This window comes from Paraburkholderia sp. BGA-UO-ETr-F21 (assembly GCF_059567925.1).
In genome coordinates this window covers 310,857-337,414 of sequence record NZ_JCAQOY010000007.1, presented here as the reverse complement: position 1 = coordinate 337,414, position 26,558 = coordinate 310,857, and the positions used below count along the sequence as shown (strand labels likewise).

General features: G+C 62.6%; 25 protein-coding genes. 18 read left to right on the top strand and 7 right to left on the bottom strand.

Features of this window, described 5'->3' with window-relative positions; translation table 11 throughout:
- Nucleotides 1-186 precede the first annotated feature (186 nt).
- The 5 genes from AC57B1_RS06350 to araD all read left to right on the top strand — a co-directional run bounded on the left by AC57B1_RS06350 (nucleotide 187) and on the right by araD (nucleotide 6,129).
- The gene (locus AC57B1_RS06350; protein WP_091806641.1) at nucleotides 187-1,356 is read left to right on the top strand and encodes an extracellular solute-binding protein; all 1,170 of its coding nucleotides are present in this window, start codon (nucleotides 187-189) and stop codon (nucleotides 1,354-1,356) included.
- A gap of 84 nt (nucleotides 1,357-1,440) precedes the next feature.
- The gene (locus tag AC57B1_RS06345) at nucleotides 1,441-2,520 is read left to right on the top strand and encodes an ABC transporter ATP-binding protein (RefSeq protein ID WP_496416985.1); all 1,080 of its coding nucleotides are present in this window, start codon (nucleotides 1,441-1,443) and stop codon (nucleotides 2,518-2,520) included.
- Nucleotides 2,517-3,395 (top strand): ABC transporter permease, encoded by an 879-nt coding sequence (locus AC57B1_RS06340; protein WP_496416984.1) that lies wholly within the window; start codon nucleotides 2,517-2,519, stop codon nucleotides 3,393-3,395. Before AC57B1_RS06345 ends, AC57B1_RS06340 begins: the two co-directional genes overlap by 4 nt.
- Complete coding sequence (locus AC57B1_RS06335) at nucleotides 3,395-4,333, top strand: ABC transporter permease (protein WP_496416983.1); 939 nt, start codon at nucleotides 3,395-3,397, stop codon at nucleotides 4,331-4,333. The genes AC57B1_RS06340 and AC57B1_RS06335 overlap by 1 nt, the downstream gene beginning before the upstream one ends.
- 44 nt (nucleotides 4,334-4,377) lie before the next feature.
- Nucleotides 4,378-6,129 carry an L-arabinonate dehydratase gene (araD, locus tag AC57B1_RS06330; protein WP_496416982.1) on the top strand — a complete coding sequence of 584 codons (1,752 nt, stop codon included), beginning with the start codon at nucleotides 4,378-4,380 and terminating at the stop codon, nucleotides 6,127-6,129.
- Between the two features lie 103 nt (nucleotides 6,130-6,232).
- Here araD and AC57B1_RS06325 read toward each other — a convergent pair whose 3' ends face one another.
- Together AC57B1_RS06325 and AC57B1_RS06320 are read right to left on the bottom strand one after the other, a co-directional pair.
- Nucleotides 6,233-6,838, bottom strand: coding sequence for a short chain dehydrogenase (locus AC57B1_RS06325; RefSeq protein ID WP_496416981.1), 606 nt, complete (start codon nucleotides 6,836-6,838; stop codon nucleotides 6,233-6,235).
- Between the two features lie 219 nt (nucleotides 6,839-7,057).
- Nucleotides 7,058-7,510 (bottom strand): DUF3005 domain-containing protein, encoded by a 453-nt coding sequence (locus AC57B1_RS06320; protein WP_496417043.1) that lies wholly within the window; start codon nucleotides 7,508-7,510, stop codon nucleotides 7,058-7,060.
- A gap of 312 nt (nucleotides 7,511-7,822) precedes the next feature.
- Between AC57B1_RS06320 and AC57B1_RS06315 the strand changes: the two genes are divergently transcribed.
- The 3 genes from AC57B1_RS06315 to AC57B1_RS06305 all read left to right on the top strand — a co-directional run bounded on the left by AC57B1_RS06315 (nucleotide 7,823) and on the right by AC57B1_RS06305 (nucleotide 10,038).
- Nucleotides 7,823-8,056, top strand: a complete 234-nt coding sequence (locus tag AC57B1_RS06315; RefSeq protein ID WP_091806656.1) for a hypothetical protein — start codon at nucleotides 7,823-7,825, stop codon at nucleotides 8,054-8,056.
- 162 nt (nucleotides 8,057-8,218) lie between these two features.
- A complete protein-coding gene (gene epsC, locus AC57B1_RS06310) occupies nucleotides 8,219-9,145 on the top strand; it encodes a serine O-acetyltransferase EpsC (RefSeq protein ID WP_408342184.1) in 927 nt (308 codons plus the stop codon).
- 71 nt (nucleotides 9,146-9,216) lie between these two features.
- On the top strand, nucleotides 9,217-10,038 hold the full coding sequence (locus tag AC57B1_RS06305; protein WP_091806659.1) for an AraC family transcriptional regulator: 822 nt from the start codon (nucleotides 9,217-9,219) through the stop codon (nucleotides 10,036-10,038).
- A 63-nt stretch (nucleotides 10,039-10,101) separates the two neighbouring features.
- Here the strand turns inward: AC57B1_RS06305 and AC57B1_RS06300 are convergent, their stop codons facing one another.
- The 3 genes from AC57B1_RS06300 to AC57B1_RS06290 all read right to left on the bottom strand — a co-directional run bounded on the left by AC57B1_RS06300 (nucleotide 10,102) and on the right by AC57B1_RS06290 (nucleotide 12,510).
- Nucleotides 10,102-10,557 (bottom strand): metal-dependent hydrolase, encoded by a 456-nt coding sequence (locus AC57B1_RS06300; protein ID WP_496416980.1) that lies wholly within the window; start codon nucleotides 10,555-10,557, stop codon nucleotides 10,102-10,104.
- 140 nt (nucleotides 10,558-10,697) lie between these two features.
- Complete coding sequence (locus tag AC57B1_RS06295; protein WP_091806663.1) at nucleotides 10,698-11,168, bottom strand: hypothetical protein; 471 nt, start codon at nucleotides 11,166-11,168, stop codon at nucleotides 10,698-10,700.
- 190 nt (nucleotides 11,169-11,358) lie between these two features.
- Nucleotides 11,359-12,510 (bottom strand): porin, encoded by a 1,152-nt coding sequence (locus AC57B1_RS06290; RefSeq protein ID WP_496416979.1) that lies wholly within the window; start codon nucleotides 12,508-12,510, stop codon nucleotides 11,359-11,361.
- 625 nt (nucleotides 12,511-13,135) lie between these two features.
- Here AC57B1_RS06290 and AC57B1_RS06285 point away from each other — a divergent pair.
- On the top strand, nucleotides 13,136-13,672 hold the full coding sequence (locus tag AC57B1_RS06285) for a hypothetical protein (RefSeq protein ID WP_091806669.1): 537 nt from the start codon (nucleotides 13,136-13,138) through the stop codon (nucleotides 13,670-13,672).
- Nucleotides 13,673-13,881: 209 nt separating this feature from the next.
- Nucleotides 13,882-15,834, top strand: coding sequence for a PhoX family protein (locus AC57B1_RS06280; RefSeq protein WP_496416978.1), 1,953 nt, complete (start codon nucleotides 13,882-13,884; stop codon nucleotides 15,832-15,834).
- A 233-nt stretch (nucleotides 15,835-16,067) separates the two neighbouring features.
- On the opposite strand, the gene AC57B1_RS06275 is transcribed toward AC57B1_RS06280, so the two are convergent.
- Nucleotides 16,068-16,502 (bottom strand): hypothetical protein, encoded by a 435-nt coding sequence (locus AC57B1_RS06275; RefSeq protein ID WP_091806675.1) that lies wholly within the window; start codon nucleotides 16,500-16,502, stop codon nucleotides 16,068-16,070.
- Between the two features lie 237 nt (nucleotides 16,503-16,739).
- On the opposite strand from AC57B1_RS06275, the gene AC57B1_RS06270 reads away from it, so the two are divergent.
- From AC57B1_RS06270 to ggt, 6 genes are all read left to right on the top strand, one after another.
- Nucleotides 16,740-17,441 carry a CDP-alcohol phosphatidyltransferase family protein gene (locus AC57B1_RS06270; RefSeq protein WP_408342191.1) on the top strand — a complete coding sequence of 234 codons (702 nt, stop codon included), beginning with the start codon at nucleotides 16,740-16,742 and terminating at the stop codon, nucleotides 17,439-17,441.
- Nucleotides 17,438-18,250 (top strand): HalD/BesD family halogenase, encoded by an 813-nt coding sequence (locus tag AC57B1_RS06265; protein WP_496416977.1) that lies wholly within the window; start codon nucleotides 17,438-17,440, stop codon nucleotides 18,248-18,250. Before AC57B1_RS06270 ends, AC57B1_RS06265 begins: the two co-directional genes overlap by 4 nt.
- Nucleotides 18,247-19,266, top strand: coding sequence for a flippase-like domain-containing protein (locus AC57B1_RS06260; RefSeq protein WP_408293762.1), 1,020 nt, complete (start codon nucleotides 18,247-18,249; stop codon nucleotides 19,264-19,266). Before AC57B1_RS06265 ends, AC57B1_RS06260 begins: the two co-directional genes overlap by 4 nt.
- A gap of 27 nt (nucleotides 19,267-19,293) precedes the next feature.
- Entirely contained in the window at nucleotides 19,294-20,058 is a 765-nt protein-coding gene (locus tag AC57B1_RS06255; RefSeq protein ID WP_091806687.1) for a phosphocholine cytidylyltransferase family protein, read from the top strand.
- Nucleotides 20,059-20,292: 234 nt separating this feature from the next.
- Nucleotides 20,293-21,696 carry an MFS transporter gene (locus AC57B1_RS06250; RefSeq protein ID WP_408342194.1) on the top strand — a complete coding sequence of 468 codons (1,404 nt, stop codon included), beginning with the start codon at nucleotides 20,293-20,295 and terminating at the stop codon, nucleotides 21,694-21,696.
- A gap of 220 nt (nucleotides 21,697-21,916) precedes the next feature.
- On the top strand, nucleotides 21,917-23,650 hold the full coding sequence (gene ggt, locus AC57B1_RS06245) for a gamma-glutamyltransferase (RefSeq protein ID WP_408342196.1): 1,734 nt from the start codon (nucleotides 21,917-21,919) through the stop codon (nucleotides 23,648-23,650).
- A gap of 119 nt (nucleotides 23,651-23,769) precedes the next feature.
- Here ggt and AC57B1_RS06240 read toward each other — a convergent pair whose 3' ends face one another.
- Nucleotides 23,770-24,816 (bottom strand): S1C family serine protease, encoded by a 1,047-nt coding sequence (locus AC57B1_RS06240; protein ID WP_091806696.1) that lies wholly within the window; start codon nucleotides 24,814-24,816, stop codon nucleotides 23,770-23,772.
- Between the two features lie 241 nt (nucleotides 24,817-25,057).
- Here AC57B1_RS06240 and AC57B1_RS06235 point away from each other — a divergent pair, with 241 nt between their 5' ends.
- Nucleotides 25,058-25,456 carry a VOC family protein gene (locus tag AC57B1_RS06235; protein ID WP_496416976.1) on the top strand — a complete coding sequence of 133 codons (399 nt, stop codon included), beginning with the start codon at nucleotides 25,058-25,060 and terminating at the stop codon, nucleotides 25,454-25,456.
- Nucleotides 25,457-25,609: 153 nt separating this feature from the next.
- On the top strand, nucleotides 25,610-26,536 hold the full coding sequence (ppk2, locus tag AC57B1_RS06230) for a polyphosphate kinase 2 (RefSeq protein ID WP_091806702.1): 927 nt from the start codon (nucleotides 25,610-25,612) through the stop codon (nucleotides 26,534-26,536).
- Nucleotides 26,537-26,558: the final 22 nt, after the last annotated feature.

Sequence of the window (26,558 nt, the reverse complement as noted above, 5' to 3'; positions counted from 1 at the left end):
ATGCCGCGCGCAAACCATTGAACGGCAAGGATTCAGCGCCAGAACTGTTATTTTCGGCAGCCGGAAGCTGCCGCGAGCATTTGCTTGACATCAGCTGTCCCGCTTCGCTATGTTCCATTGGTAGAAAGACACCGTCCGCAGCGCAACCGATCGGCGGACTTACATACCAAGAAGCGAGGAGACGCAATGACTGTTTCAGACAGGTTGGCGCTCAGGCTGGTGTCCGTATGTCTCGCGGCGAGCGCCGCTTTCGCATCCGCCGCGCACGCGGCCGATCCGGTCACGCTCAATATCGTCGACGTGGCCGGCGATCTTCAACTCACGCAAAAGGGCTTCGAGGCCTTCAAGGCGAAGTACCCGAACCTCGTCGCCAATCTCACCTTCACGAACGCGCCCGCTCCACAACTGCCCGGCAAAATCAAGGCGATGCAGGCCGCGGGCCGCTCCGATATCGATCTCGTGCTGACCGGCACCGACGCGCTCGCCGCCGGCATCGAACAGTCTCTGTGGATGAAGCTGCTGCCCGACAACGCAGCGGCGTTCCCCGGCGTGCTCGACAAATACGCGCCGGGCCCGCGCAAGATGCAGGATCTCGCGCAGGGTTTCGGCCTCGAGGTCGCCTATATGCCGGCCGGTCCGCTGCTCGAGTACAACCCCGCCAAAGTCAGCGATCCGCCGAAAACGCCTGAGCAATTGCTGCAATGGTGCAAGGCGCATCCAGACAAGCTGATCTACGCACGGCCGGCGAATTCCGGCCCCGGCCGCACGTTTCTGATGGGCTTGCCCTACGTGCTCGGTGACAAGGATCCGCAGGATCCGATTCACGGTTGGGACAAGACGTGGGCCTTCCTCAAGCAACTGAACGATTGCATTCCTTACTATCCGGGCGGCACGTCGGCAGTGATGAAGGAGCTCGGCGAAGGCACGCGCGACATGACCGTTACCGTCACGGGCTGGGACATCAATCCGCGCGCGCTCGGCATCGTGCCGGCCGAATTCCGCGTGCAGGCGTTCGACAACATGACGTGGGTGAACGACGCGCATTACATGGTGATTCCGAAAGGCGTGCCGAAGGAAAAGCTGGACGTGCTCTACAAGCTGATGAATTTCATGCTCGAGCCGGCGCAGCAGGCCATGACCTACGACGACGGTTATTTCTATCCTGGTCCCGCGATCAAGGGCGTGAGCGTCGAGCAGGCGCCCGCGCACAGCCAGGATGTGCTGAAGAAATACGGCCGGCCGGAATACGCGAAGCTACTCGCCGAGCGTCCGCATGCATTGCCGCTCAATGCCGCCGCGATGGTCGCGGCATTCAAGAAATGGGACACCGAGGTCGGCGCGCAGAAGACCAAATAGTCTGCGCGTGTGGCCATGCATGCATGGCGTTGCGATCCACGCGTGGTGCGTGACACGACGCGCCACGCGCATCAGGAAACCGCCATGAAGCATCACTTTGAGCAGTTGCGGCTCGATTCGGTGAGCCGCAGTTTCACGAATGCGGAAGGCCACGCGATCGCGGCGCTGCGCGGACTCGACCTGACGATCCGGCGCGGCGAGTTCATCGCGTTACTCGGGCCTTCGGGGTGTGGCAAATCGACGGCGCTGAATTGCATCGCCGGATTGCAGCCGTTGAGCGGCGGCGGCATCTGGCTCGACGACAAACGTATCGACGTACTGCCGCCGGAGAAGCGCGGCTTCGGCATGGTGTTTCAGAACTACGCGCTATTTCCGCATATGAGCGTGCTGGACAATGTCGGCTTCGGGCTGAAAATGCGCGGCGTCGGCAAGAGCGACGCCATGCGCCGCGCGCGCGAAGCGTTGCAGCTCGTGCAACTGGTCGGACATGAACGCAAGCTGCCCGGACAACTTTCCGGTGGCCAGCAGCAGCGTGTGGCGATTGCGCGCGCAATCGTGATCGAGCCGCCGCTGATCCTGATGGACGAACCGCTATCGAACCTCGATACCAGACTGCGGATCGAAATGCGCGCGGAGATTCGCCGCATTCATAGCCAGCTCGAACGCGCGACGCTCTACGTGACCCACGATCAGGACGAAGCGCTTTCCATGGCCGACCGCATTGTCGTGATGAAGGAGGGTGTGGTGCAACAGGTGGCCACGCCGAAAGAGGTCTATACGCGGCCTCAGAATCTGCATGTCGCACGTTTCATGGGCTATCGCAACGTGGCCGAATTCGAACTCGAAGGCATGCAGGGCGAAGGCGTGCTGGTGAGTGCAAACGGTGTACGTTTGATCGGCATGCCAATGGCCGGTTTCAACAGCAAACGCGTGAGTGTCGCGCTGCGTCCCGAAGATATGGAACGCGCCGCGCCCGGCGCGGACAATGCCTTCGACGCGCTGGTGACTACCGTCGAATACGGTGGCCGCGATTCGTTGCTGCGGGTGAAGACCGCATTCGGCGATATCTGGGCGCGCGTGGGCGGAGAATTCGCGGAGGGCGAGCGCATCAGCCTGCGTGTGCCGCCCTCGCGCACGCTCGTCTACGAGGCAGAGGCCGCATGAATACGCCCACGCTGTCGCCGCCGCTCGCGCCGCGCGACGCCAAGGCGTGGCTCGTCACGCCGGCGTTGACCTTCATTGTCGCGTTGTTCATCTATCCGTTTGCGTATGGTCTGGTGCTGTCGTTCCGGCCGATGAACGGCGGTGGCCTCTGGGCCAACTATCTGGCGTTCTTCACCGACACGTCGATGTGGCCGACCATTCTCGTCACGCTCAAGCTCGCGGTGCCCGCCACGCTCATCAACGTGGGCGTCTCGGTGCCGGTGGCGTTCGCACTGCGGCGCTACTCGCGCTATCAGAAGCTGGTCACGACGCTGCTGGTGATTCCCGTGACTCTGGGCACGGTGTTGATCGCGGATGGCATGCTCACGTACTTCGGCCCGAACGGCTGGTTTCCGCAGGCGCTGCAGGGTCTGCATCTCTATACGCGCGAAGTGCGCCTCACGCATAACTTCTGGGGCGTGCTGATCTCGCTGATCGTGTCGGGTTTTCCGTTCGCGTTTCTGCTGACGCTCTCGTACGTGACCGGCATCGACCCGACGCTCGCGAGCGCGGCGGCGACGCTCGGCGCCAGTCCGTGGCAGCAGTTTCGCCGCATCTATCTGCCGCTGCTCGTGCCGGGGTTGACGATGGCGGCGTGTCTGTCGTTCGTGCAGGCGTTTTCGGTGTTTCCTTCGGCGGTGCTGCTCGGCGCGCCCGCCGGCCCGACCCGAGTGATGTCGATCGCCGCCGCCGAGGCTGCCTTCGAAAGCTACGATTATTCGCTGGCCTCCGCGATCGCGATGGTGATGGGCTTCGTGCAACTCGTGGTGGTTGCCGCGATGCTCGGCGCGCGTCGCTTCTTCTACAGCGGTCCGGTGACGGGAGGCAAAGGCTGATGACGACCGAGCATCGCGCGGCGCCGCGTTCGTGGCCGGCGTCGGCTTCGAAAGATCACGACGACGGCGCGCACGAGCCGGATAAGCGTACCGGCCACGGCCGGCAGCGCACCAGCGTGCCGGGCCGCATCTGGCGCGTGCTCGTATGGGGCGCGATGGTGTTCTTCCTCCTCAACGTGGTGCTGCTCATCGCGACCGTGGCGGTCAATTCGGTGGCGACGCGCTGGTTCGGCACCCTGTTGCCGCAAGGCTTCACGTTGCATTGGTATGCGCAGGCGTGGGGCGATTTTCAACTGGCGAGCGTGTTGTGGGTGACCGTCGAAGTGGTCGGCGCAGTCGTGCTGCTGTCGGTCCTGCTCGGCGTGCCGGCGGCCTATGCGCTTGCGCGCGTGCAATTTCCCGGCAAGCGCCTCGCGATGCTGATCTTCCTGTTGCCGTTGATGGTGCCGCCCGTCACGTATGGCATTCCGATGGCGACGGTCATGTACAAGGTCGGCCTTGCCGGCACGCTGAGCGGCGTGATCCTGGCGAACCTCGTGCCCGCACTGCCGTTCGTCATTCTCGTGATGACACCGTTCATCGAACAGATCGATCCCAATCTCGAAGCGGCGGCGCGCATTTTCGGCGCCAACACGTTCCGCTATTTCCGCTACGTGCTGCTGCCGCTGCTCGTGCCCGGCATGCTGGCGGCCGGCTTGCTGGTGCTCGTGCGGACCATCGGCATGTTCGAGCTGACATTTTTCACCGCGGGGCCCGCGACGCAAACGCTCGTGGTCGCGCTGTACTACGCTGTATTTTCGACCGGCGTGCGCGCACCGCAGTCGATCGATGCGATGGCGATGATTTACATGGCGATCACGCTGATCTGGGTGCTGATCGCCCTGCAATTCGTGAGCCCGACGCAAATCGTGTCGCGCGTGAAGGAACAGAAGCGCTGAAGCAGACCCGAAAAAACGGGCGAAAGAGAAACGTGGAGTGGACATTGACGAAGAGAAAGCAACCCGAGGAACTGCGCAGTCACCGCTGGTACGGCGTGAACGATCTGCGCTCGTTCGGCCATCGCTCGCGCACCGCGCAGATGGGCTACAACCGCGAGGAATACGCCGGCAAACCGGTCATAGCAATTCTCAACACGTGGAGCGAGATCAACGCTTGCCACACCCATTTCAAACAGCGTGTCGAGGAAGTGAAGCGTGGCATCTGGCAGGCCGGCGGCTTTCCGGTCGAACTACCGGTGCAGACGCTCTCCGAACCCTTCCAGAAGCCGACTACGATGCTGTACCGCAACTTCCTCGCCATGGAAGCCGAAGAGACCCTGCGCTCCTATCCCGCTGATGGCGTCGTGCTGATGGGCGGTTGCGACAAGACCACCCCGGCGTTGCTGATGGGCGCGATCTCGATGGACCTGCCGGCCATCTTCCTGCCCGCCGGCCCGATGCTGCGCGGCAACTGGAACGGCGTGACGCTCGGCTCCGGCTCCGACTCGTGGAAGTATTGGGCCGAACTGCGCGCGAGCACGATCACGCAGGATGACTGGCAAGGCATCGAAGGCGGCATCGCTCGTTCGCCGGGCCACTGCATGACGATGGGCACCGCGTCGACCATGACGAGCGCGGCCGAAGCGCTCGGCTTCACGCTGCCCGGTTTCGCGTCGATCCCCGCCGCGGATTCCCGTCATGCGCAGATGGCGGCGAAAACCGGCATGCGCATTGTCGAGATGGTGTGGGAAGACCTCAAGCCTTCCGATCTCCTCACTGCCGGTTCCGTCGATAACGCGGTGACCACGTGCCTCGCGCTCTCCGGTTCGACCAACGCGATCGTGCATATGATCGCGCTGGCGCGCCGCGCGGGCATCGAGTTGACGCTCGATCGCTACGACGACATTGCGCGCCGCACGCCGGTGCTGGCGAACATTCGTCCGACCGGCGCGTATCTGATGGAGGACTTTTTCTATGCGGGCGGTTTGCGCGCTTTGCTCGCGGAACTGGGTGAACTGATCGACCGATCGCAGCAAACCGTCAATGGCCGCACGCTCGGCGAGAATCTCGAAGGCGCGCGGATTTTCAACGACGAGGTGATTCGCCGCCGCGACAAGCCGCTTCTGCCCAACAGCAGCCTTGCGGTGCTACGCGGCAATATCGCGCCCGACGGCGCCGTGATCAAACCCGGCGCCGCCGAGCCGCATCTGCTCGTGCATACCGGCCGCGCGGTGGTGTTCGCGGATTACAACGACATGGCCGCGCGCATCGACGACGAGACGCTCGACATCGACGAGAACTGCGTGATCGTGCTTCAGCATGCCGGGCCGGTCGGGGCGCCGGGCATGCCTGAATGGGGGCAATTGCCTATACCGCGGAAGTTGCTGCAAAAAGGCGTGCGCGATATGGTGCGTATCTCGGATGCGCGGATGAGCGGGACGAGTTACGGCGCGTGCGTGCTGCATGTGGCGCCGGAGTCATTCATCGGCGGGCCGTTTGCCCTGATTGAGAGCGGCGACATGATCGAACTCGACGTTCCGCAACGCAGACTCAACCTGTTGGTGACGGACGAGGAACTGGCGCGGCGCAAGGCCGCGTGGGTCAAACCGGCGCCGCGCTTTACACGCGGCTACGGCGCACTGCATCAGGCGCACGTGATGCAAGCGAATCAAGGTTGTGACTTCGACTTCCTGCAGCGCGGCGGCGCGCATGCAGCGCCGGAGCCGGACGCCGCGGGCGAGCCGGAGATTCACTGAGTTTATCGAGGGCCGTCGAGAGCTTGACGTAGCCGCCGCAGAGTGGCGACAACACTGAGCGGGGCGCGCGATACGGCCGGGCCGCATCGCGCGAATCCTTGCGTCAATATCCCACGCGATACACGCGGCCGGTTTGCGCGCCTTCCACACTGCGCAGATAGGCCATCGCCGCACGTTGCGCCGTAACCGGCTCGAAGCCGCGGAAGTAGGGCGCATAAGCGTCCATCGCTTCAGTGAGCACGGTCGGGCTCACCACATTGATGCGAATGCCACGCGGCAATTCGATCGCCGCGCCGCGCACGAAACCTTCGAGTGCCAGATTCACGGTGGTCGCGCTCGCGCCCTGCAGAATCGGCTCGTCGCCGATGATGCCGCTTGTCAGCGTGAACGAGCCGCCGTCGTTCACATATTGCTGGGCGGCGAGCACCACGTTGATCTGCCCCATCAGCTTGTCGCGCAGCCCGACCCAGAACTGTTCGACGCTCATGTCGGGCAGCGGACCGAAATGCACTTTGCCGGTCGTGGTGACGACGCCGTCCACTTTGCCGATCTCGCGAAAGAGCCGCTCGACGCTCGCCGGGGCGGTGCTGTCGACCTGATATTGGCCGCGCGTCGCGCCGACTTCGATCACCTCATGGCGCGCCTTCAGTTCTGCGCTGACTGCCTGGCCCAACGTGCCCGTGGCGCCGATCACGACGATTTTTTTCATCTCATGCTCCGTTGAGGGTTAACTTCCCGTCGATTGTGCCGGCACTTGTCAGAGGGAAAAAGACTCGCCAGCGCGCAGGTCCTGCAACCCGGAGTTTCTAATCACAGTAAAAAGCGCGCATCGTGAATCAAACGATGCGCGCTTCGCAATATACGGATTAATCGGGGCCGCCGTCGAAATTCAAACGGCGACGATAAATAGAGACGCAAGGCGAATGTTTTATTTCACCCGATGTAATTCGATCAGCCGGGTAGGCCGCAGATGATTCAGCGCGTAATGAATGCGGCCGCGTTCCTGACGGCTGCCGACCGGGCGCGGATCGTCGAATTGATGATCCGCCGAATACGCGCCCTGGGGCTCGATCATGCCTTTGTCGATGACCGTATAGCCCGGCTCGAGCGCAAGCAGCAGATGATTGCCGCCAACCCGGCTGTCAAAGCCGGCCATACCGTCGTGCGCCTCGGGCACGCTGTTCGAAAGGGTGGCATTGCTGGTGGTGATCTCGTCGGGCGAGATCGGGCTGTGGCCTGCTATGCGCGCGGCTTCGAGATTCTTGCCGTCGGTGTCGACGGTGCTGTCATGCGTGCGGTCGTTGTGCAGTTCCGTCGAGTTCGTGCCGCTGCTGGCCGCGGGTTGAGTCGCATCTGCTGGCTTGTTGATATCGCTGTTCATCATGCATTCTCCTTTAAAGAGGACATGGTGTGACGTGCAGCAAAACCCGTTCCGCCTCGCACAAACCCTGATTTACTTGCGCACGCACCGCGCTTTTGCCGCAGTGGCGTGACAAGGTATTGCGCTGGCGATTGCGACCGCTATTCTTTTCGTTTTTTTTAATGGACGCGTATTTTCTACAGAGTATGATCTTACTCCGACGAGCGAAGCGCGGTTAAATTCACGACACAGGGCACGGCTGTTTTTTCACAGTCGGCAGCCCGTCTGCGCGCTACTCAAAACATTCTACGGGGCCGTCAGGGCGGGTGACACATGCACTTCGATGCTGCATTCACACATCGCGGCTATTTGTTGAATTGCGCGCCTGCGCGCGCGGGAGATGGTACTTGGCAACCTTACGTGGTCATCTCCCGTTCGAGCGACGGCGAACTGGTCGCCAATCGTTTCTTCCCCACCGACTTGCGCTTTCCTGACGAAGCGGGCGCCATTGCCCACGCGCGCGATTGGGCAGTGCGCTGGATCGATGCGAGCAGCGTGACCATCTGAGCAGCGCCTGCGCCTGCGCCTGCACCTGCACGTCATGGGCCGTATCTCATGACCCGCGTGTCGTGCTCACGCTCGCGCGGCGCTGCGCGAGCCGCGGGAAAACGCGGTAATCTCTTGGCATAATCACTTCGAACCGTGCTCATCGCACGGCGCTGTCCTTTTATGCCTAATGTGCCTTCCCAGAACTGGGGCCTCGAACAGATCGTCGCGGACCTGCGCGCGTCGCGTGAAGAATTGCATCGCACGCGGCATCCGCTCGGCATTCGCGAACTGCCTTCGCGCGAAGCGGTCATCAGCATCGTCGCTGGCCTGCGCGCCGCGCTCTTTCCCACGCATTACGGCGCGCCTGATCTGACTGACGAAACCGTCGACTACTACGTCGGCCACACGCTTGAAAGCACGTTGCGGCTGCTGGCGGAACAGATTCGCCGCGCCTTGCGGTTCTTGCCCGAGTTCGGCGAAACACCGGATGCGGATCTGCAGGCGCGCGCGTTCGACGTCGCGCGTGAATTCGGCACGCAGTTGCCAGGCATTCGCGCGCTGCTGGTCAGCGACATACAGGCAGCTTTCACCGGCGATCCGGCGGCACAGCACATCACCGAAATTCTGCTCTGCTATCCGGGCGTGTGGGCGATGACACATCATCGGCTCGCCCACGCGTTGCATCGCCTGGGTGTGCCGCTGCTCGCGCGGTTCATCAACGAGATCGCGCACTCGGCAACCGGCATCGACATTCACCCGGGCGCGACGATCGGGCCGAGTTTCTTTATCGACCACGGCACGGGTGTCGTGATCGGCGAGACCGCGATCATCGGCGAACGCGTACGGGTGTATCAGGCAGTGACCCTAGGTGCGAAGAGTTTCGCCGCGGACCTCGACGGCACGTTGATCAAGGGCAATGCACGCCATCCGATCGTCGAGGACGACGTGGTGATTTATGCCGGCGCGACGATTCTCGGGCGCGTGACGATCGGGCGTGGCTCGGTGATCGGCGGCAACGTGTGGCTCACGCACAGCGTGCCGCCGGGCAGCAGCGTGTCTCAAGGCAAGATTCGCGAAGGCGAGCGGACCGACGAGGGGCGGCAGTGATACGCTGCCCGGCTGGCGAGCCTTGGCGTGCCCTGACGCGCGAACTTCACGTTAGCGGCTGAGAAGCGACCATGCCGCGCGGCCGCGTTCACATGCCTCGCTGCGCGATTGCGGGCGTCGAAGCGACGGTCGCCGAAACGGCGCACGCGTTTCCACGTCATTCGCACGACCGCTTCGGCGTTGGCGTGATCGTCAGCGGCGGGCATCGGTCGGCGAGCGGACGTGGCCTCGTCGAAGCGCGAGCCAACGACGCGATCATGGTCAACCCCGGCGAAGTCCACGACGGCAGTCCGCTCGACGAGCGCGGGCGCGCATGGCGCATGTTGTATTTCGAACCGGCCATGCTCATCGGCGCCGCGGCCGAACTGACGGGCACGGCGGCGCGCGAAATCGAACTCACGCAGCCGGTGGCGCACGATCCCTTGCTGAAGCGTTGGTTCGAGCGGCTCTTCGCCGTCGCGGTGGAGGCGCGATCCGTGCAGGACGAGTTGATGCGCGAGGAGGCGTTGCTCGACCTGTTCGGCCATCTGGTTCGCGTGCATGCCACGCAGCCCGCACGCGCACGGTCGACTGACGCATGGGGGCCGATTGCGCGCGCGAAAGCACGCATCGACGACGATCCATCCTCTCCGCTCACGCTGGCCGATCTCGCGGCCGATGCCGGCATGAGCCGATTCCAGTTGTTGCGAGGCTTCGCGCATGAGACGGGGCTGCCGCCGCACGCGTACCGAATGCAGCGTCGCGTGGCACTCGCGAGGCACTGCATCGCGCAGGGCGCAGCGCTTGCCGATGCAGCCGCCGCAGCGGGCTTTGCCGATCAGAGCCACATGACGCGAGCGTTCGTGCGCCTGCTCGGCGTGACGCCCGCGAACTTCGCCGCAGCGTTGCGCTGACGTTTATCCGATTCTCAAATGCTGCAGCAGAGAAACGCCATGTACGCCGTGCAACCAGACGTGCTACCCGACAAACCACGCCGCCGCCCACGAAGCCGCCACCACGATCAGATCGCAGTGCCCGCTATTCCAAAGATTCAACGAATGCCTGCCGGCGACCCAGGGCACGCCTAGCGGATTCGGCCAATCGGCAAACAGATGCATCAGGCCGCCGCAGGCGAATCCGAACGCCGGCGCGGCATAGACCGAATGCCCGAGCCAGTGGTACGACATGGCGAGCAACGCGAGCCATCCCACGCCCCAATGCGTGAGCGTGCGATGCGTGATCCACAAACGCCGGGCGCGCGACCACCACGCCACTTCGAGCCAGTCCGGCGCTGTACTCCCGGCCACGCCGGTGATGAAACTCAACAGCACCCCAAGATGAAATGAACCGCCGCCGCCGATGCGCGCGACGATCGCCGCCGCGATGACGCCGGCCGCGAAACCGGTAGCGTGATGTGCCTTGCTGGATGCCATCGAGACTCGCGGCGCAGCGCCGCGTAAAAGACAAAGGGCGGCTATGTTCGCAGATGCGCGGATAAAAAAATAGCCGACACGCGAGTTAAAAAAAATCGCGTATCGGCGTGGCGTTCGAGACGTGCGCGTTTGACCGAAGCTCAGGTCGCGCAGCGTGCAATGTCGAAGCGCATTTCCGGTTCCGGTGGATCGTCCGGAGCGTTCGCGGGATGCATCACCTTGATGACGGATCCTGCGTGCGACGGCGTCAGCGTGACGAAATACGAATTGTTCGAATCCGAGCCGACCGCGATCTCCGTCGTGCCGCCCACGCGCGACGTGCGCATGCGTGACAAACGGCTTTCAAGGCAATCGGCTATGTCGGCAGGAGCGCGTGACGAAGACACGTAGATCATCGGCAGGGACGCGTCGCGGGCGGGGCCGCTGGATGAGCCGCAGCCGGCCAGAACGGCAAGCGTGGCAGCAGCGGGGACAAGCAGGAGAAGTCTTTTCATGGTCCGGTCGTCGGCGTCCCCGGTCGTATGCGGGAACTTGGGGCGCGGGCGAAGCGCAGTGCGATTGAACGCGACGTGATGCTTCGCGACGAAGCTGCCGTTCAGCCGCAACGACACGCAGGTGTGACGGCAAGGAAGGCAGCCGGGCTCAGTATACCCACCGGGTGCGCGCGCCGTCACTAGTCATAGCCGCCTGCATTGTGTCCAAACGTAAGGCCATGAAAAAACCCGCGACGCGATCGTGTCGCGCGCGGGTTGACCGCGCAGCGAATCGGTAGACTCGCTGCGCACAGACCACTGAAAAGGCTTAGAAGCGGTGACGCAGGCCGACTGCCGCCGCCACCTGATTGCCGGTCGACGAGGGCGCCAGCGTGTTGATCGCCGCGACGTTCGAGCCAAAGTTGCCGAGCTCACCCGAAGCATGCTGGTACACGCCTTCCACGTACACGTCGGTGCGCTTGCTCAGCGCGTAGTCGCCTTGCAGCGACACCGTGTGCCACTTCGGATCGCCCGAGCCGTTCGAGCCGGACATCTTGCCGTCGGTGAACGTGTACGACGCCGCAAGGCTCAGTGCCGGCGTCAGTGCGTAGCGGCCGTTCACTTCGTAGTTGTCCATATGCAGGTTGGTGCCTGCGACGCCAGGCAAGGTCGTGCCGCCGACGTCCACGCCGCTGATGCCGTCCAGTTGCGTGTGCGTGTAGACAAAGCCGACCGTCGCCGGGCCGTACGTATAGTTGATGCCCGCGCCGTACGTGCGTTGCAGATCGGCCGCGACTGCTGCGGTTCCGTCGCCTTGCGACACAGCACCGCTCAGGTTCGAGCTGCCCGACTTGTTCAATTGCAGGTAAGCCGCGGCAAAGCTCAGCGGACCGTTGTCGTAAGAAGCACCCACGCTCCATGCGCGGTTGTTCGAGAACTCGCCGGACGCGTTGCTGAAGCCGTACAGGCCGCCGAACTTGAGGCCCGCATAATTCGCGCTCGTGTACTTCACGGCGTTCTTGATCGAGAACGAGTTGTCCAGATTGTCGTTGTCGAGCGGGTGAGCCGCGAGGTTGTTGCCGTAACCCGCGCCGGCTGCGGACAGCGGTGCCAGGTAGTCGACCACGGAGTCATATTGACGGCCAAGCGTCAGCGCGCCGTACTTATCGCTCTGCAGACCGACGAAGGCCTGGCGATTGAACATCGTGTTGTTTTCCGAGTACTTGCCGTTGTTCAGATTGAAGCCGCTTTCCAACGTGAAGATGGCGTGCAGACCGCCGCCCAGATCTTCATTGCCGCGCAGGCCGAAGTACGTGTCCGATGCCACGCCGCTGCCTTGTTGCCAGTTGCTGTGGCCGCCCTGGTTGTTCGAGTACACGATACCGGCGTCCAGCGTGCCGTACAACGTCACGCTGCTCTGCGCGTGGGCGGTGATGGCAACCGCGCCCAGGAGGCCTGCTGCGATGAGGTTTTTTTTCATGGTTAGATAGCTCCGAAACAGTGCGTAGAGAATCGCATCCCAGTGCTTACCGCCGATTACGCCGGCTGCCTGACGATCCGGGGCGAAGTGTAGTCCCGTTATTCCTATCTTAAATTGCAAATGACACAACAATTAGTTTTGAAATTCGTAATAGATGGCTGTTAATTGGGTAAGTGCGGATAAATAAAGAAGAAACATGTCGGGTGAGGAATACACTCTGCCCATGTCAATACCAAAGATGTTGCCAGACTGCGACGCCACGTCGCAGCCCATGAGCAGAAAGGGTTGGCGTTATTTAGAGATACATTGGGATTCATTCTGTTTTCTGCAACGTACTCTTCCATTTCATGTGCTCTATCCTCGTGAATTAGGGTTATACAATTCGGCTCACCCCTTGACCAAGGGTGTCTTTTTCATCTTTTAATACGCGGCTCAAGGGCCGCGTTTTTTTATGGTTTTTATAATCGGCTTATAGCTTCCGCGAATAGCGGCATTGATGATTGCCATTGGCGATTGCATGGTCCCGGCTTGTCCGTTCGTCAGAGGGCGGCGTTCGCCGCGTGTGAGGCGGGTAGAATTGCGTGCCTGAGAATGTTTCCGCCCCGCGAACGTGAGTGAACCTGCAATGACCGATACACCCCTTCCATCGTCCGACTCCCCTGAAGATTTCACGACGGAAGGCTCGTCCGAACTGGGCGAAACCGTGCACGAAGCACGCCTGTGGCGCGACGACGGTTGGACCGCGCGCGTCATCAAGAATGAAGACGACGAAGGCTGGGCCGTCGAAATGATCAAGGACGGCGAAGCGGAACCCGCCCTCGTCGGACCGTGGACGATGGGCCGCAACAAGAAAGATCCGAAGCCGCTGGACACGTCCGCGTTCAATACGCTGGTGAAGACGGCGTCTGAAGTGCTGCGCCGTCATGAGCAGCAACTGCGCGCGCAGCTGCATAAGGAAGTGCGGGTGGCGAGCGCGGATGGCAACGACGAACTCGACATCACGCTCGACATCGTTCCCGACGAAGACGAACCGTACGCCGTGCTGACCGCGCTCGACACCTTCGGCGAACAGCTCGCGCAAGTGCAGGTCGCGCCCAATTTCAAGCTCAGCAAGGCGAGCGCCGCGGCGTGGGTCGAGAACGAATTTCGCCGGCCGGGTTAGAAACCGGTCGCGCGTGAGAGCGGATTGGGTGAGCCGGGTGGCTGACCGAAGGCTAAATAAAACATTACCAAAGCCTGTCAATATACTTTCACAATCACTTCATAGAATCCTCGCGTCATAGCGGCGCGAGCGTGAACCATGTGGTTTGGGTCTGAGTGCGTGCCGGCTGTGCATTCACCCACGCTACCCAAACACTGGATCACGACAACATGGCAGAGCCGTTCGACCTTTCCCGCCGCAAGGCCCTGAAACTCATCGCGGGCATGCCGATGCTGCCGCTCGGCGGGCTTGCCACGGCCTCGATGCTGACCGCTTGCGGGGGCAGCGACGATCTGGCCACGCCGGTCAAACCGGCCGCCAACTTCGTCTCCGCGGCGTTCGCCAGCATGGCCGCGCCGACCCTGGCCGATCCGGCCGCGATGGCGAAAACCACAGTCGGCTCGACCTTGACGGTGCAACTGAGCGACGGCAGCAGCCGCACGTTCAAGCTCGCGTACCAGCCGTTCTTCGTGACCGGCGACAGCGTGCCGAACATCAAGGGTGGGACGATCCTGGCGGGCGGCTATTTCGACATCAACAATCAACCGATCATCGATAAGTCGGTTGCGGGCAAGGAGCGGCAGTTCTACTCGGATTGCCCGGACGGCAGTTCGCTGATCCGTCTCGACAATCCGACGGTGAAAGGTCTCAAGGGCAACGCCGTATTCGCCGTCGTGCAGTTCGAATACACGACGCGCGATCAGAGTCTGGTGTCGATGTACGGCCAGCTGCCGTCGCCGATCGCCGTGCTGACGCTCGATCAGGACCCGGCCACCGGCAAGCTCACGCTCGCGGGCTATTCGAACGTGGATACGTCGACGGCACATGGTTTGTGGATTACCTGCGGGGCGAGCCTGTCGCCGTGGAACACGCATCTGTCGAGCGAAGAATACGAGCCGGACGCCACCACGATTGCCACGAACAGCCAGTTCAAGGGCTTCAGCCGCAGTCTGTATGGCGACGAAACGACCGCGAACCCTTATCACTATGGCCATCTGCCGGAAGTGACCGTCAATCCGGATGGCACCGGCACGATCAGGAAGCACTATTGCCTCGGCCGTATCTCGCACGAACTGATTCAGGTGATGCCGGACAAGCGCACCGTCCTGATGGGCGACGACGCGACCAACGGCGGCCTGTTCATGTTCATCGCGGATCGCGAAGCCGATCTGTCGGCGGGTACGCTGTACGTCGCAAAGTGGACCCAGGTGTCCGCGAGCGGTGCGGGCGCGGCGACGCTGTCGTGGATCAACCTGGGTCATGCGACCAGCGACGAAATCGAGGCGCTTGCCAACCGGCTGCGCGCGAGCGACATCATGGACGTCGCGACCAAAGACCCGCTCGATCCGACCTACACGAAGATCAACTACAACGGCACCTTCAACTGGGTGCGCATCAAGCCCGGCATGACGCAGGCGGCGACCTTTCTCGAAACGCATCGCTATGCGGCGCTGGCCGGCGGCAGCATGGGTTTCACGAAGCTCGAGGGCACGACGGTCAACATCAAGGACAAGGTGCTGTATTCGGCGATGTCGCGTATCGAGAAGTCGATGGTGCGCGGCAATGCCGCTTCCACCGACGTGGCCGTCGACAAGACGATCAACGCCGGCGCGGTCTACGCGCTGAATATGAAGGGCGGCCAGCGTGACCGCAGCGGTGGCGCGATCAACAGCGAATGGGTGCCGGTGGATATGGCCGCACCGGCGGCGCTGGTCGGCGAGGACCTGTCAGCGCCCGACGCGCTCGGCAACACCGCGAATCCGGAGCGCATTGCGAACCCGGACAATCTCAAGTTCTCGGAAAAGCTGCGCACGCTCTTTATCGGCGAGGACAGCGGCCTGCACGTGAACAACTTCCTGTGGGCGTACAACGTCGATACAAAGACGCTCGCTCGCGTGCTGTCTTGCCCGGCGGGCGCCGAGTCGACAGGCCTGCACGCCGTCGACGAAATCAACGGCTGGACTTACGTGATGAGCAACTTCCAGCACGTCGGCGACTGGGAAAGTCCGTTGCACGACAAGGTCAAATCGACGCTCGACCCGCTCGTGCGGGCGAACTACAAGGACCGCTTCGGCGCGACGGTGGGGTATCTGACGGCGGACCCGGCGGCGATCAAGTTGTAACGTTGGGAGACGGGACGGCCTGTCTTGGGCCATCTGGCTGAGGAGTCAGCAAAGGCGAATCTCGCGATAATTTGCGGTTTCTCCTTGGCTGGCTCATGCAGTGGACCAGCACGGCTGGGCCCTGTTGGACAGGAGGCGGATAGACGCCCTGGCAGGCCCCGGAAAATCCATCTGCCATCGTTATAACGGGGGGGCTTCGGCTTTCTATCCGCCTATTGGCCATTCCACCCGCCTCAACTCCGCTTGCAGAAAATCGCGGTAATGAGCGGTGCTACGCGATGCACGATCGCCGTGCTGCCCGAGCCGGCCACCGCTTTCTGCACCTTGGCCTCGCTGCCGACCACTACGACCCCATAGGCCGAGCGGGCGACCGGCTCGCCGTCGCCGACGCGGAACATCGGGTCGTCTTTTTCGTATCCGACCACCGCGAACACGTGAAAGCCGTATGCGGTCAGATCCGCGCCTGACACCGGCGAGAAAGCGTTGATCGAATTGCTTTCCACGCGCGTTGGCTTCGGATCGATCATCTGTTGCTGCGCGAGGTCGGCAATGAACTGGTGACCGCTTTCGTTACAGGAGAGCGGTGCGTCGAGCGCGGTGGCGTAGCTGACGAGCGGCAGCGCGGCGGCGCCCAGAGCAAGGAGTACAGACGAAAGAAAGCGTTTCATAAGCGTGGACGGCGGCCCGGTTCGATGTAGTGTGTTCGCAACGGGCGGGCGCGATGTCGAGACCCGGAGAGAGCTTGCGCATCGAAATGTTCCCGCGTGGCAGGCGCAACTGCCTTGCACTTTATCGCGATTCGGCAAATCTTGCTTCGCGGCCGGCACCGATCGGCAACGATCGAAGCGAAAGGAAACATACAGGAAGAAAGCAATCTTTTTCGATCCCGTATATATTTCCGGGTTATGAATTCGCGACCCCAAACTCCAACTTCCGTTCCGCCGCCCAGAACATGGGACGCGCGGCTCGCTCGCCGGCTCGTGACTCCGCTTGTGAACACGTGGGTCACGCCCAATCATCTGACCACGCTGCGCCTCTTGATCGGGCTGGCAGGCGCGCTGTGCCTCGCTCACGGCGAGTTTGCGTGGGTCAACGCAGGCGCCTTGCTGATCGTGCTGTCGAACTTCGTTGACCATACGGATGGCGAACTCGCTCGCATCGGCGGAAAGTCGAGCCGGATCGGTCATTTTTACGACCTCGCTTGCGACGCCCTCGTGACCGTCATGCTGTTCGTCGGCATGGGCGTCGGGGCGGGCGCCACGCGCATCGGCGCACTGAACGTTGCCCCGGGTGTGCTCGGCGCCGTGGCCGGCGTGGCGATCGCGCTGATCTTTTTCCTGCGCATGCGCATCGAGGAGATGGCCGGCAAGGCGGGCACGAAGCAGGCCTTCGTCGGCGGTTTCGAAACCGAAGACGTGTTGTATCTGCTGCCCATCGTCACGCTGACGAGCGTCGTCATGCCCTTCGTCGTAGTGGCGTCGATCGGCGCGCCGCTCTTCGCCGCCTGGGTGGTGGTCGACTACTGGCGTGTGGCGCGCCGTGCCGCCCGCCCGGCGTCCGTTAAAGCCGACGCTTCCGAAACCAGTGAAATGTGGGCCAGCGAATGAGTATGCACGCCGAAGACGACGTGATTGCGCCTGTGCCCGTAGAAGGTTTGCCGGCTGCGTCGCCCGCACCGAATGCCGATCGTGCGGTCGCGAGCCGCACGCGCACGTTCGACAACTCGCGTCTGCGCAAGGATTTTGCCGACCAGGACGCGTTCCTTTATCTGGAAGACTTCCTCGCGCCCGAAGTCACGGCGCAGCTCGTCCACAGCGCCCGATCGCTGCTCGACGAAGTAAACCGCAACTATTTGCCGGGGCATAAGCAGGGCGGCAGCGTCAGCCGTCATACGATCGACCGCCTCGCGCCGTTCATTGCCGAGCTGTACCGCTCGAAGGAATTGATCGGCTGGCTCGAGCAACTGAGCGGCGACAAGCTGCAGGTTTCGCCTGCCGACGATCCGCATGCCTACGCGCTGTACTACTACACCCGGCCAGGCGACCACATCGGCTGGCACTACGATACTTCGTACTATGATGGTCGCCGCTACACGCTGCTGCTTGGCGTGATCGACGAATCGTCGTGCCGGCTCGACTACGAACTGCACACGCGCAATCCCGATGTCGCGGATCAACCGGGTTCGGTGCAGATCCCGCCGGGCGGCCTCGTGTTTTTCGACGGCGACAAGCTGCGCCACCGCATCACGCCCGCCGGCCCGAACGAAATGCGCGTGTCGCTCACGTTCGAGTACGTGACGGATCCCAACATGCGGCCGTGGCGTCGCTTCATTTCGAACATGAAGGACGCGATTGCGTACTTCGGTTTCCGCCAGGTTTTTCGTCAGATGACCCAGCGCGGGAAGGACCACGCATGAGCCGCGCGGCCCTGATTCTGCTGTCGATCGGGACGGCGTTGTTTGTCGGCTTGCTCGCGTGGCAGGGTTTCGGCTCGGTCGCCTCGACGCTGCTTACCGCCGGCTGGGGGCTCGCGCTCGTCGCGGCCTTTCACCTCGTACCGCTCGTTCTCGACGCCGGCGCGATCTCGGTGCTGTTCCAGCGCCGTCGCGACGGCGTGCATCACGATCTGTCGTTGCGCGACGCGATGTTCGCGCGCTGGATCGGCGAATCGGTGAATAGCCTGTTGCCGGCCGGCCAGATCGGCGGACCGGTGGTCATGGTGCGGCAATTGTCCCAGCGTGGCATGCGCATGCGCGACGCGGCCGCCGCGATCACCGTCAGCACGACCGCGCAGGCGCTCGCGCAAATCGTCTTCGCGCTGGGCGGCCTGCTGCTGTTCGGCGCTTATGCGGCGCACGGCGCGCTGCACGACCTGCAAACGGCCACGCTGATCGCCACCGGCGTGCTGGGCGCGATGATCGTCGGGTTCTACTATGCGCAGCGGCGTGGTCTGTTCGGCCGGCTGCTCGGCGTGGTCTCGAAGGTGTTCGGCAAGCGCGACTGGTCGTCGTTGATGACGCGGGCCGAAGCCGTCGACGCCGCCGTACAGGCCATGTACCGCGAACGCGGCCGCGTGGCGGCGAGCTTCGCCATGAGTCTCGTGGGCTGGATCGTCGGCACGGTGGAGGTGTGGCTCGCGCTGCGCTTTCTCGGCCATCCGGTCGACTGGGTCGACGCACTGTTGCTCGAAAGTCTGGGGCAAGCCATTCGCGGCGCCGCATTCATGATTCCCGGCTCGCTCGGCGTGCAGGAGGGCGGCTACCTGTTGCTCGCGCCACTGGTCGGTTTGCCGCCAGACGCGGCGTTGGCGCTGTCGCTCGCCAAGCGCGCGCGCGAAATCCTGCTAGGCTTGCCGGGTCTGCTGGTTTTGCACTTCAGCGAAAGAAGCTGGCAACGGCGCCGCGCCTTGGGGCGCGTGCCCGCTGTCGATTAATCTCCGTATTTTTTCAAAGGACCGCGCATGCGTGCCATCATCCTCGCAGCGGGCCTCGGCCTGCGTCTCCAGCAACCGCCACAAGCTCAGTTCCCGAAGTGCCTGCTGCAATTCGACGGCGTGAGCCTGCTCGAACGGCATCTGCAAATGCTCGAAAACGCCGGCGTGACCGAAGTCGTGCTGGCGCTCGGCTTTCAGCCGGAATCGGTGCAGGCGGAACTGGAGCGCATCAACTGGCCGCATAAGGTCGAGACCGTGCTGAACACGCGTTACGACCTGGGCAGCGTGCTGACGGTACACACGGTGGCCGAGGCGCTCACGCGCGGCGGCGACGTGCTGTTGATGGACGCCGACGTGCTTTACGACGAGCGTATTCTGAGCGCGTTGGTAGCGGGTGAGACGGTGAACCGCCTGTTGATCGACCGCGATTTCGAAGCCGGCGACGAGCCGGTCAAGCTGTGCCTGAAAGACGACGTGCCGGTCGAACTGCGCAAGCAGCTCGCCGTGAATCTGGAGTACGACACCATCGGCGAGTCGGTCGGGTTCTTCCGCTTCCGTCAGGAAACCGCGCAACGCTTCGCGCAGATCGTGGCCGGCTATGTGGATAGCGGCCGGGCCAACATGCCGCACGAAGAGGCGGTGCGCGACCTGCTGCTGGAGCGCAGCCAGGTGTTCCATACCGCCGACGTGACCGGCGCGCCGTGGATCGAAATCGACTTCCCGAACGACGTGGCTCGCGCGAGCACCGAGATCCTGCCGCAATTGCAGCCGCTGGTCAGCGCGTCGCGCTGAGTTTTCCGGCGCATTGCCGTCGACACTGAAGGATCAGAGCTTGGGCCGGCTGAATGCCGGCCCAAGCTTTTTTGCGCTTATCCCTCGCGGTTTCGCCTCGTCCGCTGCTTCGTTGCGCGCTCAACCATCGCGCGCGCATGCATACGAAAACACCTTGCGCAACAACATCTGTTGCCGATGCGATGCCATAATCGACGCTTTACACCGACGGCCTTGCAACCCGTCGTCCTGCCAATGCCTCTTGCTTTAGGCACTTTCATTGTTCCGCTGATCGTCGCGTGTGCGATGTTCATGGAAAACGTGGACGGCACGGTCATCGTGACGTCGCTGCCGGTTCTGGCGCGCGATCTCGGCCAGGATCCCATCACTCTCAAGCTGGCCGTGACCGCGTATGTCATCGGCCTCGGCGTCTTCATTCCTATCTGCGGCTGGGTGGCTGACCGCTTCGGTTCGCGCACGGTGTTTCGCACGGCCATTGGCATTTTCATGGCCGGCTCGCTGATGTGCGCGGCCTCCACCTCGCTCGGCACCTTTGTGGTCGCGCGCTTCGTGCAAGGCATTGGCGGCGCGATGATGGTGCCGGTGGGCCGCATCATCATTTTCCGTTCCGTGCCGAAATCCGACTTCATTCGCGCGGTCAACTATCTGACCGTGCCGGCTTTGCTCGGACCCGTGGTCGGGCCGCCGCTGGGCGGTTTCATCACCACCTATCTGCATTGGCGTCTCATCTTCTTCATCAACATTCCAATTGGACTGCTGGGGATCTGGCTGGCGAACAAACACATCGCCAACGTGCGCGAGGCGCATCCCGGCCGGCTCGACTGGACCGGCTTCGCTTTGTCCGCGAGCGGCGCGTCGCTGTTCATGCTTGGGCTTTCGCTGGTGGGCGGCGAGCTGGTGTCGAACACGGTGTCGGTTGGCATGTGCGTGGTCGGCGTGGTGTTGCTGTTGCTTTACGCGCTGTACGCGAGCCGGGTCGAATTGCCCGTGCTCGATCTGCGGCTGTTGCGCATTCCGAGCTTTCACGCGAGCGTGGTGGGCGGCTCGCTGTTTCGCATCGGTTTCGGGGCTGTGCCGTTTCTGCTGCCGCTTGCCTTGCAGGAAGGCTTGGGCATGACCGCGTTCAAGTCGGGGTCGATCACGTGCGCGTCCGCGTTCGGGTCGATTTTCATGAAAGCTGCAGCGTCGCGCATTCTCGGGCGGTTTGGTTTCCGCACTGTACTAATGTTCAACGCGGTTTGCGCGGGTCTTGCCATTGCCGTATACGGTCTGTTTTTTCCCGGCACGCCGCACTGGCTGATCTGGGGTGTCGTGCTGTTCGGCGGCTTCTTTCCCTCTCTGCAATTCACGTCGCTCAATACCTTGGCCTATGCGGACATTCCCAGTCGCGACGTGGGGCGCGCGACGAGCGTGGCGAGCGTCATCCAGCAGATTTCACTGGGTCTCGGTGTGACGATCGCGGGCATCGTCCTGCAAATTTCGCATAACGTGCAGGGTCATTCCGCCATCGTGTTCTCCGATTTCTGGCCGGCTTTTCTCGTGGTCGGCCTGTTCTCGCTCATGTCGATTCCCATCACTGCGCGGCTGCCGCATGGCGCCGGCGATGAGATTGCGCGCGGCAGTCGCGGCCGCGCATGAGCAGAACGCATGTTGCGCATTGGCGCGGCATGCATTTTGCTGACCACGCCTGTTCAGGGCGTTTCGAGCGGCGATTCTCCGCGCGACCAAACCGGGTTCTTTGTTGTGCCGCTATATCGACCCTACGATAACTAGCGGCTTTGCAACGAGCGGTTCACATGGTAAAAGCCCAAGGCAATGCTTGTAATCATTAGTCGAAGGTCGTCCTGGGGGATTGGCAATGAGGTTGTTCCGCAATGTTAAATCGTCGGTCAGCGGATTCGCGCTGGTCACGCTCGTTTCTGTCTCGACCGGTTTTCTGGAGGCCACGCCCGCACTCGCGAAGCCGCCTGCAAAAGCCCAGCCCGCCGTACTCACCGCCTCTGCAATTGCGGTGGCCGACAAGTTCAGCGCCGATGCTGCCGAGCAGATCTTCAAGGAAGGCGGCAATGCCGTCGACGCAGCGGTCGCGATTGCCTTCACGCTCGCCGTGACGTATCCGGAAGCGGGCAACATCGGCGGCGGCGGGTTCATGACGCTCTACGTCGACGGCAAGCCGTATTTTCTCGACTATCGCGAGCGTGCTCCGCTCGCCGCGACCAAAAACATGTATCTCGACGACAAGGGCGAGGTCATCAAAGGCATGAGCCTGTTCGGCTACCGCGCGGTGGGTGTGCCGGGCACCGTCGACGGCATGTGGCAGGCGCAGCGCCGCTTCGGCAAGCTCACGTGGAAGCAGGTGCTCGCGCCGGCCATCCACTACGCGCGCGATGGTTTCGAGGTCAGCCAGCAATTGCAGGAACGCCGCGACGATGCCGCGAAAGACTTCGCCGGCAAGACCAACTTCGATACCTACTTCGGCAATCTGAAACAGGGCGTCAATTTCAAGCAACCTGACCTCGCCGCTGTATTGCAGCGCATTTCCGATCAAGGCGCCAAAGACTTCTATCAGGGCAAGACGGCCGATCTGATCGCGGCGTCCATGCGCGGTCACGGTCTTATCACCAAGGCCGATCTGCAGCAGTACAAAGCAGTATGGCGTGAACCGATTCAGGCCGACTGGAATGGCTATCGCGTCTACACGGCGCCGCCTCCGAGTTCGGGTGGCATCGGTCTCGTGCAATTGCTGAAGATGAAGGCCGACATTGCACCCGACTTCAAGGACGTCACGCTGAATTCCGCGCAATACGTGCATCTGATCGCGGAGATCGAAAAGCGCGTGTTCGCCGACCGCGCGCAGTATCTCGGCGACCCTGACTTCTACAAAGTGCCCGTCGCTCAACTGACCGACGACGCGTATATCGCCAAACGCGCCGCCGAAGTGAATCCGAATGCGCCTTCGGACACGAAGAGCGTGCAGCCCGGCCTCGGCACGTCGATGCCGGAGAAAGCGGAAACCACGCACTTCTCGGTGATCGACAAGTGGGGTAACGCCGTGTCGAATACTTACACCATCAACGGCTATTTTGGTTCGGGCGTGGTGGCGGACCGCACGGGCATCGTGCTGAACGACGAGATGGACGACTTCTCCGCAAAACCGGGCGTCGCGAATATGTTCGGCGTAGTGGGCAGCGACGCGAACTCGATCGAACCGAAGAAGCGGCCGCTCTCCTCGATGAGTCCGACCATTCTCACGAAGGACGGCAAGGTCTCGCTCGTGATCGGCACACCGGGCGGCTCGCGCATCTTCACGTCGATCTTCCAGGTGATCAACAACGTCTACGACTACAACATGCCGCTGCAGCAGGCTGTTGCCGCAATGCGCTTTCATCATCAACTGTTGCCGCCGAATACGATCTTCTGGGAGCCGTACAAGCCGATCGATGGAGAACTGGCGAAGCAGATCGAAGCCAAGGGCTACACGCTGAAGGGGCAGGACTTCAGCGGCGATATCCAGGCGATCAAGGTCAACGGCGATACGCCGGAAGCCGCAGCCGATCCACGCGGGCGTGGTGTGACGCGTGTAATTCAGTAAGCGTTGTTGCAGGGAGTCGGGCGCTGCATTTCCTAAGATGCATCGCCGCTAATGGAAAGCCTCGCGTTCAATCGAACGCGAGGCTTTTTTGCTTCGCGGGTGCGCCCAGTGCCCTTGCATCAGCCAGCCTGCTCGACCGGTGTCAGCGTCAATTCGAGCCGCTGCGCGCCGCGCAATACCGTCACGTTGACGGGTCTGTCGATACGCGATGCGTCGAGTGTGCGCTGCAGGCTGTCCACGTCCTGCACGGTCTGCGTATCGATCGCAATGATCGTATCGTCCGTGCGCAAACCGCCGAGCGCGGCCGGGCTGCCTTTGACGATCTCCATGACGTGCACGCCGCTTTCCGAGTTCAGGCCGAAATAGCGCTGCACACGGCGCGACAGCGGCGTGGTGGTGCCGGCCACGCCGATATACGCCCGCCGCACGCGGCCATGCGCGAAGATCTGCATGATGACCCACTTGGCGGTGTCGATCGCCGTGGCAAAGCAGATCGCCTGCGCGCCGGGAATGATCGCGGTATTCACGCCGATCACCTGACCCGCCGAATTGATCAGCGGCCCGCCCGAATTGCCGGGATTGAGCGCTGCGTCGGTCTGGATCACGTCGTAGATCATGCGCCCGGAGTTAGAACGCAGTGAGCGGCCGAGCGCAGAGACCACGCCGGTAGTGACGGTTTGCGCGAGGCCGAGTGGATTGCCGACCGCTATCGCGATCTGCCCGACGCGCAGCTTCGACGACTCGCCGAGTTCGACGTGCGGCAACGGCTCGGGAGAGCCGATCCGCAAGACGGCCAGATCGCTGCCGGGATCGTCGCCGACCAGATCGGCGTCGAATTTCGCGCCGTCGGCGAGCGTCACCTCGATGTGGGTGGCGCCGTGTACGACGTGACTATTGGTGAGCAGATAACCGTCGGGTGTGAACAGAAAGCCCGAGCCTGTGCCGCCACGCGTGTCGCGGCGTCCGCGACTCGACGGGTCGCCGGGCAGCCGGCGTTCGACGGAAATGAAGGCGACCGCCTGCTGGACGCGTTCCAGCGCGCCAATCACCGTGCGGGAGTAGGCGTCGAGCAGGGCGTCGTCGGCTAAAGGATTGAGTGTTTCGGGCCCGGGGGCGTCGGATGCGGCGCGCGACAGGTCATCGATGAAGCGTGGGCGGCTTCCCATGGGGATGCTCCGGATAAACGGAATTGCAGATGCGGGGCGTCGCGAAGGTTTTCAAGTGCGCTGGGGCGAGTTGCGCAGGCGCGGCCTGTGAGACACTTTCTGAGTGAGCCGCGAGCCGCAAACCTGCAGTCCGGCCGGCCCAGCCCAATCCAGCCCGCTCGGCACGAGCGCCACGTTCGCCGGCGCGGCATGCACCATGCTGATCACATCGCGAGCCCGCCATACCCAGGAGACAGCCGCCATGAACTCACCCGCCACGTCACCCTCGTCGAACGGGCCCATTGAACCGCGCATCGAATCCATCAGCGCGATCACGCTCGCCACCCACGATATGCCGCGCGCCGTGCTGTTTTACGAAGCGCTCGGCTTTCCCATGAAATTCGGCGGTCCACAGGAGGCGTTTACATCGTTCGCCTTCGGCGATTCGTATCTGAACCTGATCGTGGATGCGCGCGCACCGGTCGCCTGGTGGGGCCGCGTGATCATCTATGTCGCCGACGTCGACGCGCTTTATCGCAAAGCGCTGGCGGCGGGCCTCAAGCCGTCGCTGGAGCCGTCCGATGCGCCGTGGGGCGAGCGCTATTTCCACATCACGGATCCGGACGGCCACGAAATCAGCTTCGCGAAACCGTTGCGCTAGCGCCGGATCGCCGCACAAACTCGCTATCATGGACGTCGAAAGGCGCGGGCGCTGCCGGTAACACGGCTGACACTTGCCGCTTCGATAATCGAGCGCGTCTGCGTCGCGCTTCCCGCCGCGCGCCTAATCATTTCCGTTGCCAGGAGAGCCGCAATGAAAGAGCAGGACCCGAGACCTGAAGCCGAATTGATGGCAGAGCGGCAGCGCCGTTTCGAAGAGGACCTGATCGATGCGTACGACGAGGAACTCGAGATGGAGGTCGACGACCGCATCATCGACGGCGCGGAGGGTTTCACACCGGAGCACCGCGAAGCGCGCAAGATGTACTTCCGCGAGCTGTTCCGGCTGCAAGGCGAACTCGTCAAGCTGCAGGACTGGATCGTGCAAACCGGCCACCGCCTCGTGGTCATTTTCGAGGGGCGCGATGCGGCCGGCAAGGGCGGCGCGATCAAACGCATCACGCAACGGCTCAATCCGCGTGTGTGCCGCGTGGCGGCGCTGCCCGCGCCGAACAACCGCGAACGCACGCAATGGTATTTCCAGCGATATGTGTCGCATCTGCCGGCGGGCGGCGAAATGGTGCTGTTCGATCGCAGCTGGTACAACCGCGCGGGCGTCGAACGCGTAATGAATTTTTGCAGCGACGAAGAGTACGAAGAGTTCTTCCGTTCGGTGCCGGAATTCGAAAAAATGCTGGCGCGAAGCGGCGTGCAGATCCTCAAGTACTGGTTTTCGATTACCGACGAGGAACAGGAAATCCGCTTTCAGAACCGCATTCACGATCCGCTGAAGCAGTGGAAGCTGAGTCCCATGGACCTCGAAAGCCGCCGCCGCTGGGAGGCCTATACGCAGGCCAAGGAAGTGATGCTGCAACGCTCGCACATTCCCGAAGCACCGTGGTGGGTCGTGCAGGCGGTGGACAAGAAGCGCGCGCGCTTGAACTGTATTCATCACTTGCTGAGCCAGGTGCCGTATCACGAGATCGAGCACTCTCGTGTCGAATTGCCCGCGCGCGTCTATCACGACGAATACAGCCGCCAGCCGGTGCCGTCGTCGATGATCGTGCCCGAAGTGTATTGATTCTTCGGCATACGGCGGGGTG

Coding starts and splice junctions, on each gene's coding strand:
- AC57B1_RS06345 (WP_496416985.1), top strand. CDS start 1,441: ATGAAGCATCACTTTGAGCAGTTGCGGCTCGATTCGGTGAGCCGCAGT.
- AC57B1_RS06260 (WP_408293762.1), top strand. CDS start 18,247: ATGAGCCGCGCGGCCCTGATTCTGCTGTCGATCGGGACGGCGTTGTTT.
- epsC (WP_408342184.1), top strand. CDS start 8,219: ATGCCTAATGTGCCTTCCCAGAACTGGGGCCTCGAACAGATCGTCGCG.
- AC57B1_RS06250 (WP_408342194.1), top strand. CDS start 20,293: ATGCCTCTTGCTTTAGGCACTTTCATTGTTCCGCTGATCGTCGCGTGT.
- AC57B1_RS06280 (WP_496416978.1), top strand. CDS start 13,882: ATGGCAGAGCCGTTCGACCTTTCCCGCCGCAAGGCCCTGAAACTCATC.
- AC57B1_RS06305 (WP_091806659.1), top strand. CDS start 9,217: ATGCCGCGCGGCCGCGTTCACATGCCTCGCTGCGCGATTGCGGGCGTC.
- ppk2 (WP_091806702.1), top strand. CDS start 25,610: ATGAAAGAGCAGGACCCGAGACCTGAAGCCGAATTGATGGCAGAGCGG.
- AC57B1_RS06235 (WP_496416976.1), top strand. CDS start 25,058: ATGAACTCACCCGCCACGTCACCCTCGTCGAACGGGCCCATTGAACCG.
- AC57B1_RS06325 (WP_496416981.1), bottom strand. CDS start 6,838: ATGAAAAAAATCGTCGTGATCGGCGCCACGGGCACGTTGGGCCAGGCA.
- AC57B1_RS06340 (WP_496416984.1), top strand. CDS start 2,517: ATGAATACGCCCACGCTGTCGCCGCCGCTCGCGCCGCGCGACGCCAAG.
- AC57B1_RS06285 (WP_091806669.1), top strand. CDS start 13,136: ATGACCGATACACCCCTTCCATCGTCCGACTCCCCTGAAGATTTCACG.
- AC57B1_RS06265 (WP_496416977.1), top strand. CDS start 17,438: ATGAGTATGCACGCCGAAGACGACGTGATTGCGCCTGTGCCCGTAGAA.
- AC57B1_RS06350 (WP_091806641.1), top strand. CDS start 187: ATGACTGTTTCAGACAGGTTGGCGCTCAGGCTGGTGTCCGTATGTCTC.
- AC57B1_RS06335 (WP_496416983.1), top strand. CDS start 3,395: ATGACGACCGAGCATCGCGCGGCGCCGCGTTCGTGGCCGGCGTCGGCT.
- AC57B1_RS06290 (WP_496416979.1), bottom strand. CDS start 12,510: ATGAAAAAAAACCTCATCGCAGCAGGCCTCCTGGGCGCGGTTGCCATC.
- AC57B1_RS06300 (WP_496416980.1), bottom strand. CDS start 10,557: ATGGCATCCAGCAAGGCACATCACGCTACCGGTTTCGCGGCCGGCGTC.
- ggt (WP_408342196.1), top strand. CDS start 21,917: ATGAGGTTGTTCCGCAATGTTAAATCGTCGGTCAGCGGATTCGCGCTG.
- AC57B1_RS06270 (WP_408342191.1), top strand. CDS start 16,740: ATGAATTCGCGACCCCAAACTCCAACTTCCGTTCCGCCGCCCAGAACA.
- AC57B1_RS06320 (WP_496417043.1), bottom strand. CDS start 7,510: ATGAACAGCGATATCAACAAGCCAGCAGATGCGACTCAACCCGCGGCC.
- AC57B1_RS06275 (WP_091806675.1), bottom strand. CDS start 16,502: ATGAAACGCTTTCTTTCGTCTGTACTCCTTGCTCTGGGCGCCGCCGCG.
- AC57B1_RS06255 (WP_091806687.1), top strand. CDS start 19,294: ATGCGTGCCATCATCCTCGCAGCGGGCCTCGGCCTGCGTCTCCAGCAA.
- AC57B1_RS06240 (WP_091806696.1), bottom strand. CDS start 24,816: ATGGGAAGCCGCCCACGCTTCATCGATGACCTGTCGCGCGCCGCATCC.
- AC57B1_RS06315 (WP_091806656.1), top strand. CDS start 7,823: ATGCACTTCGATGCTGCATTCACACATCGCGGCTATTTGTTGAATTGC.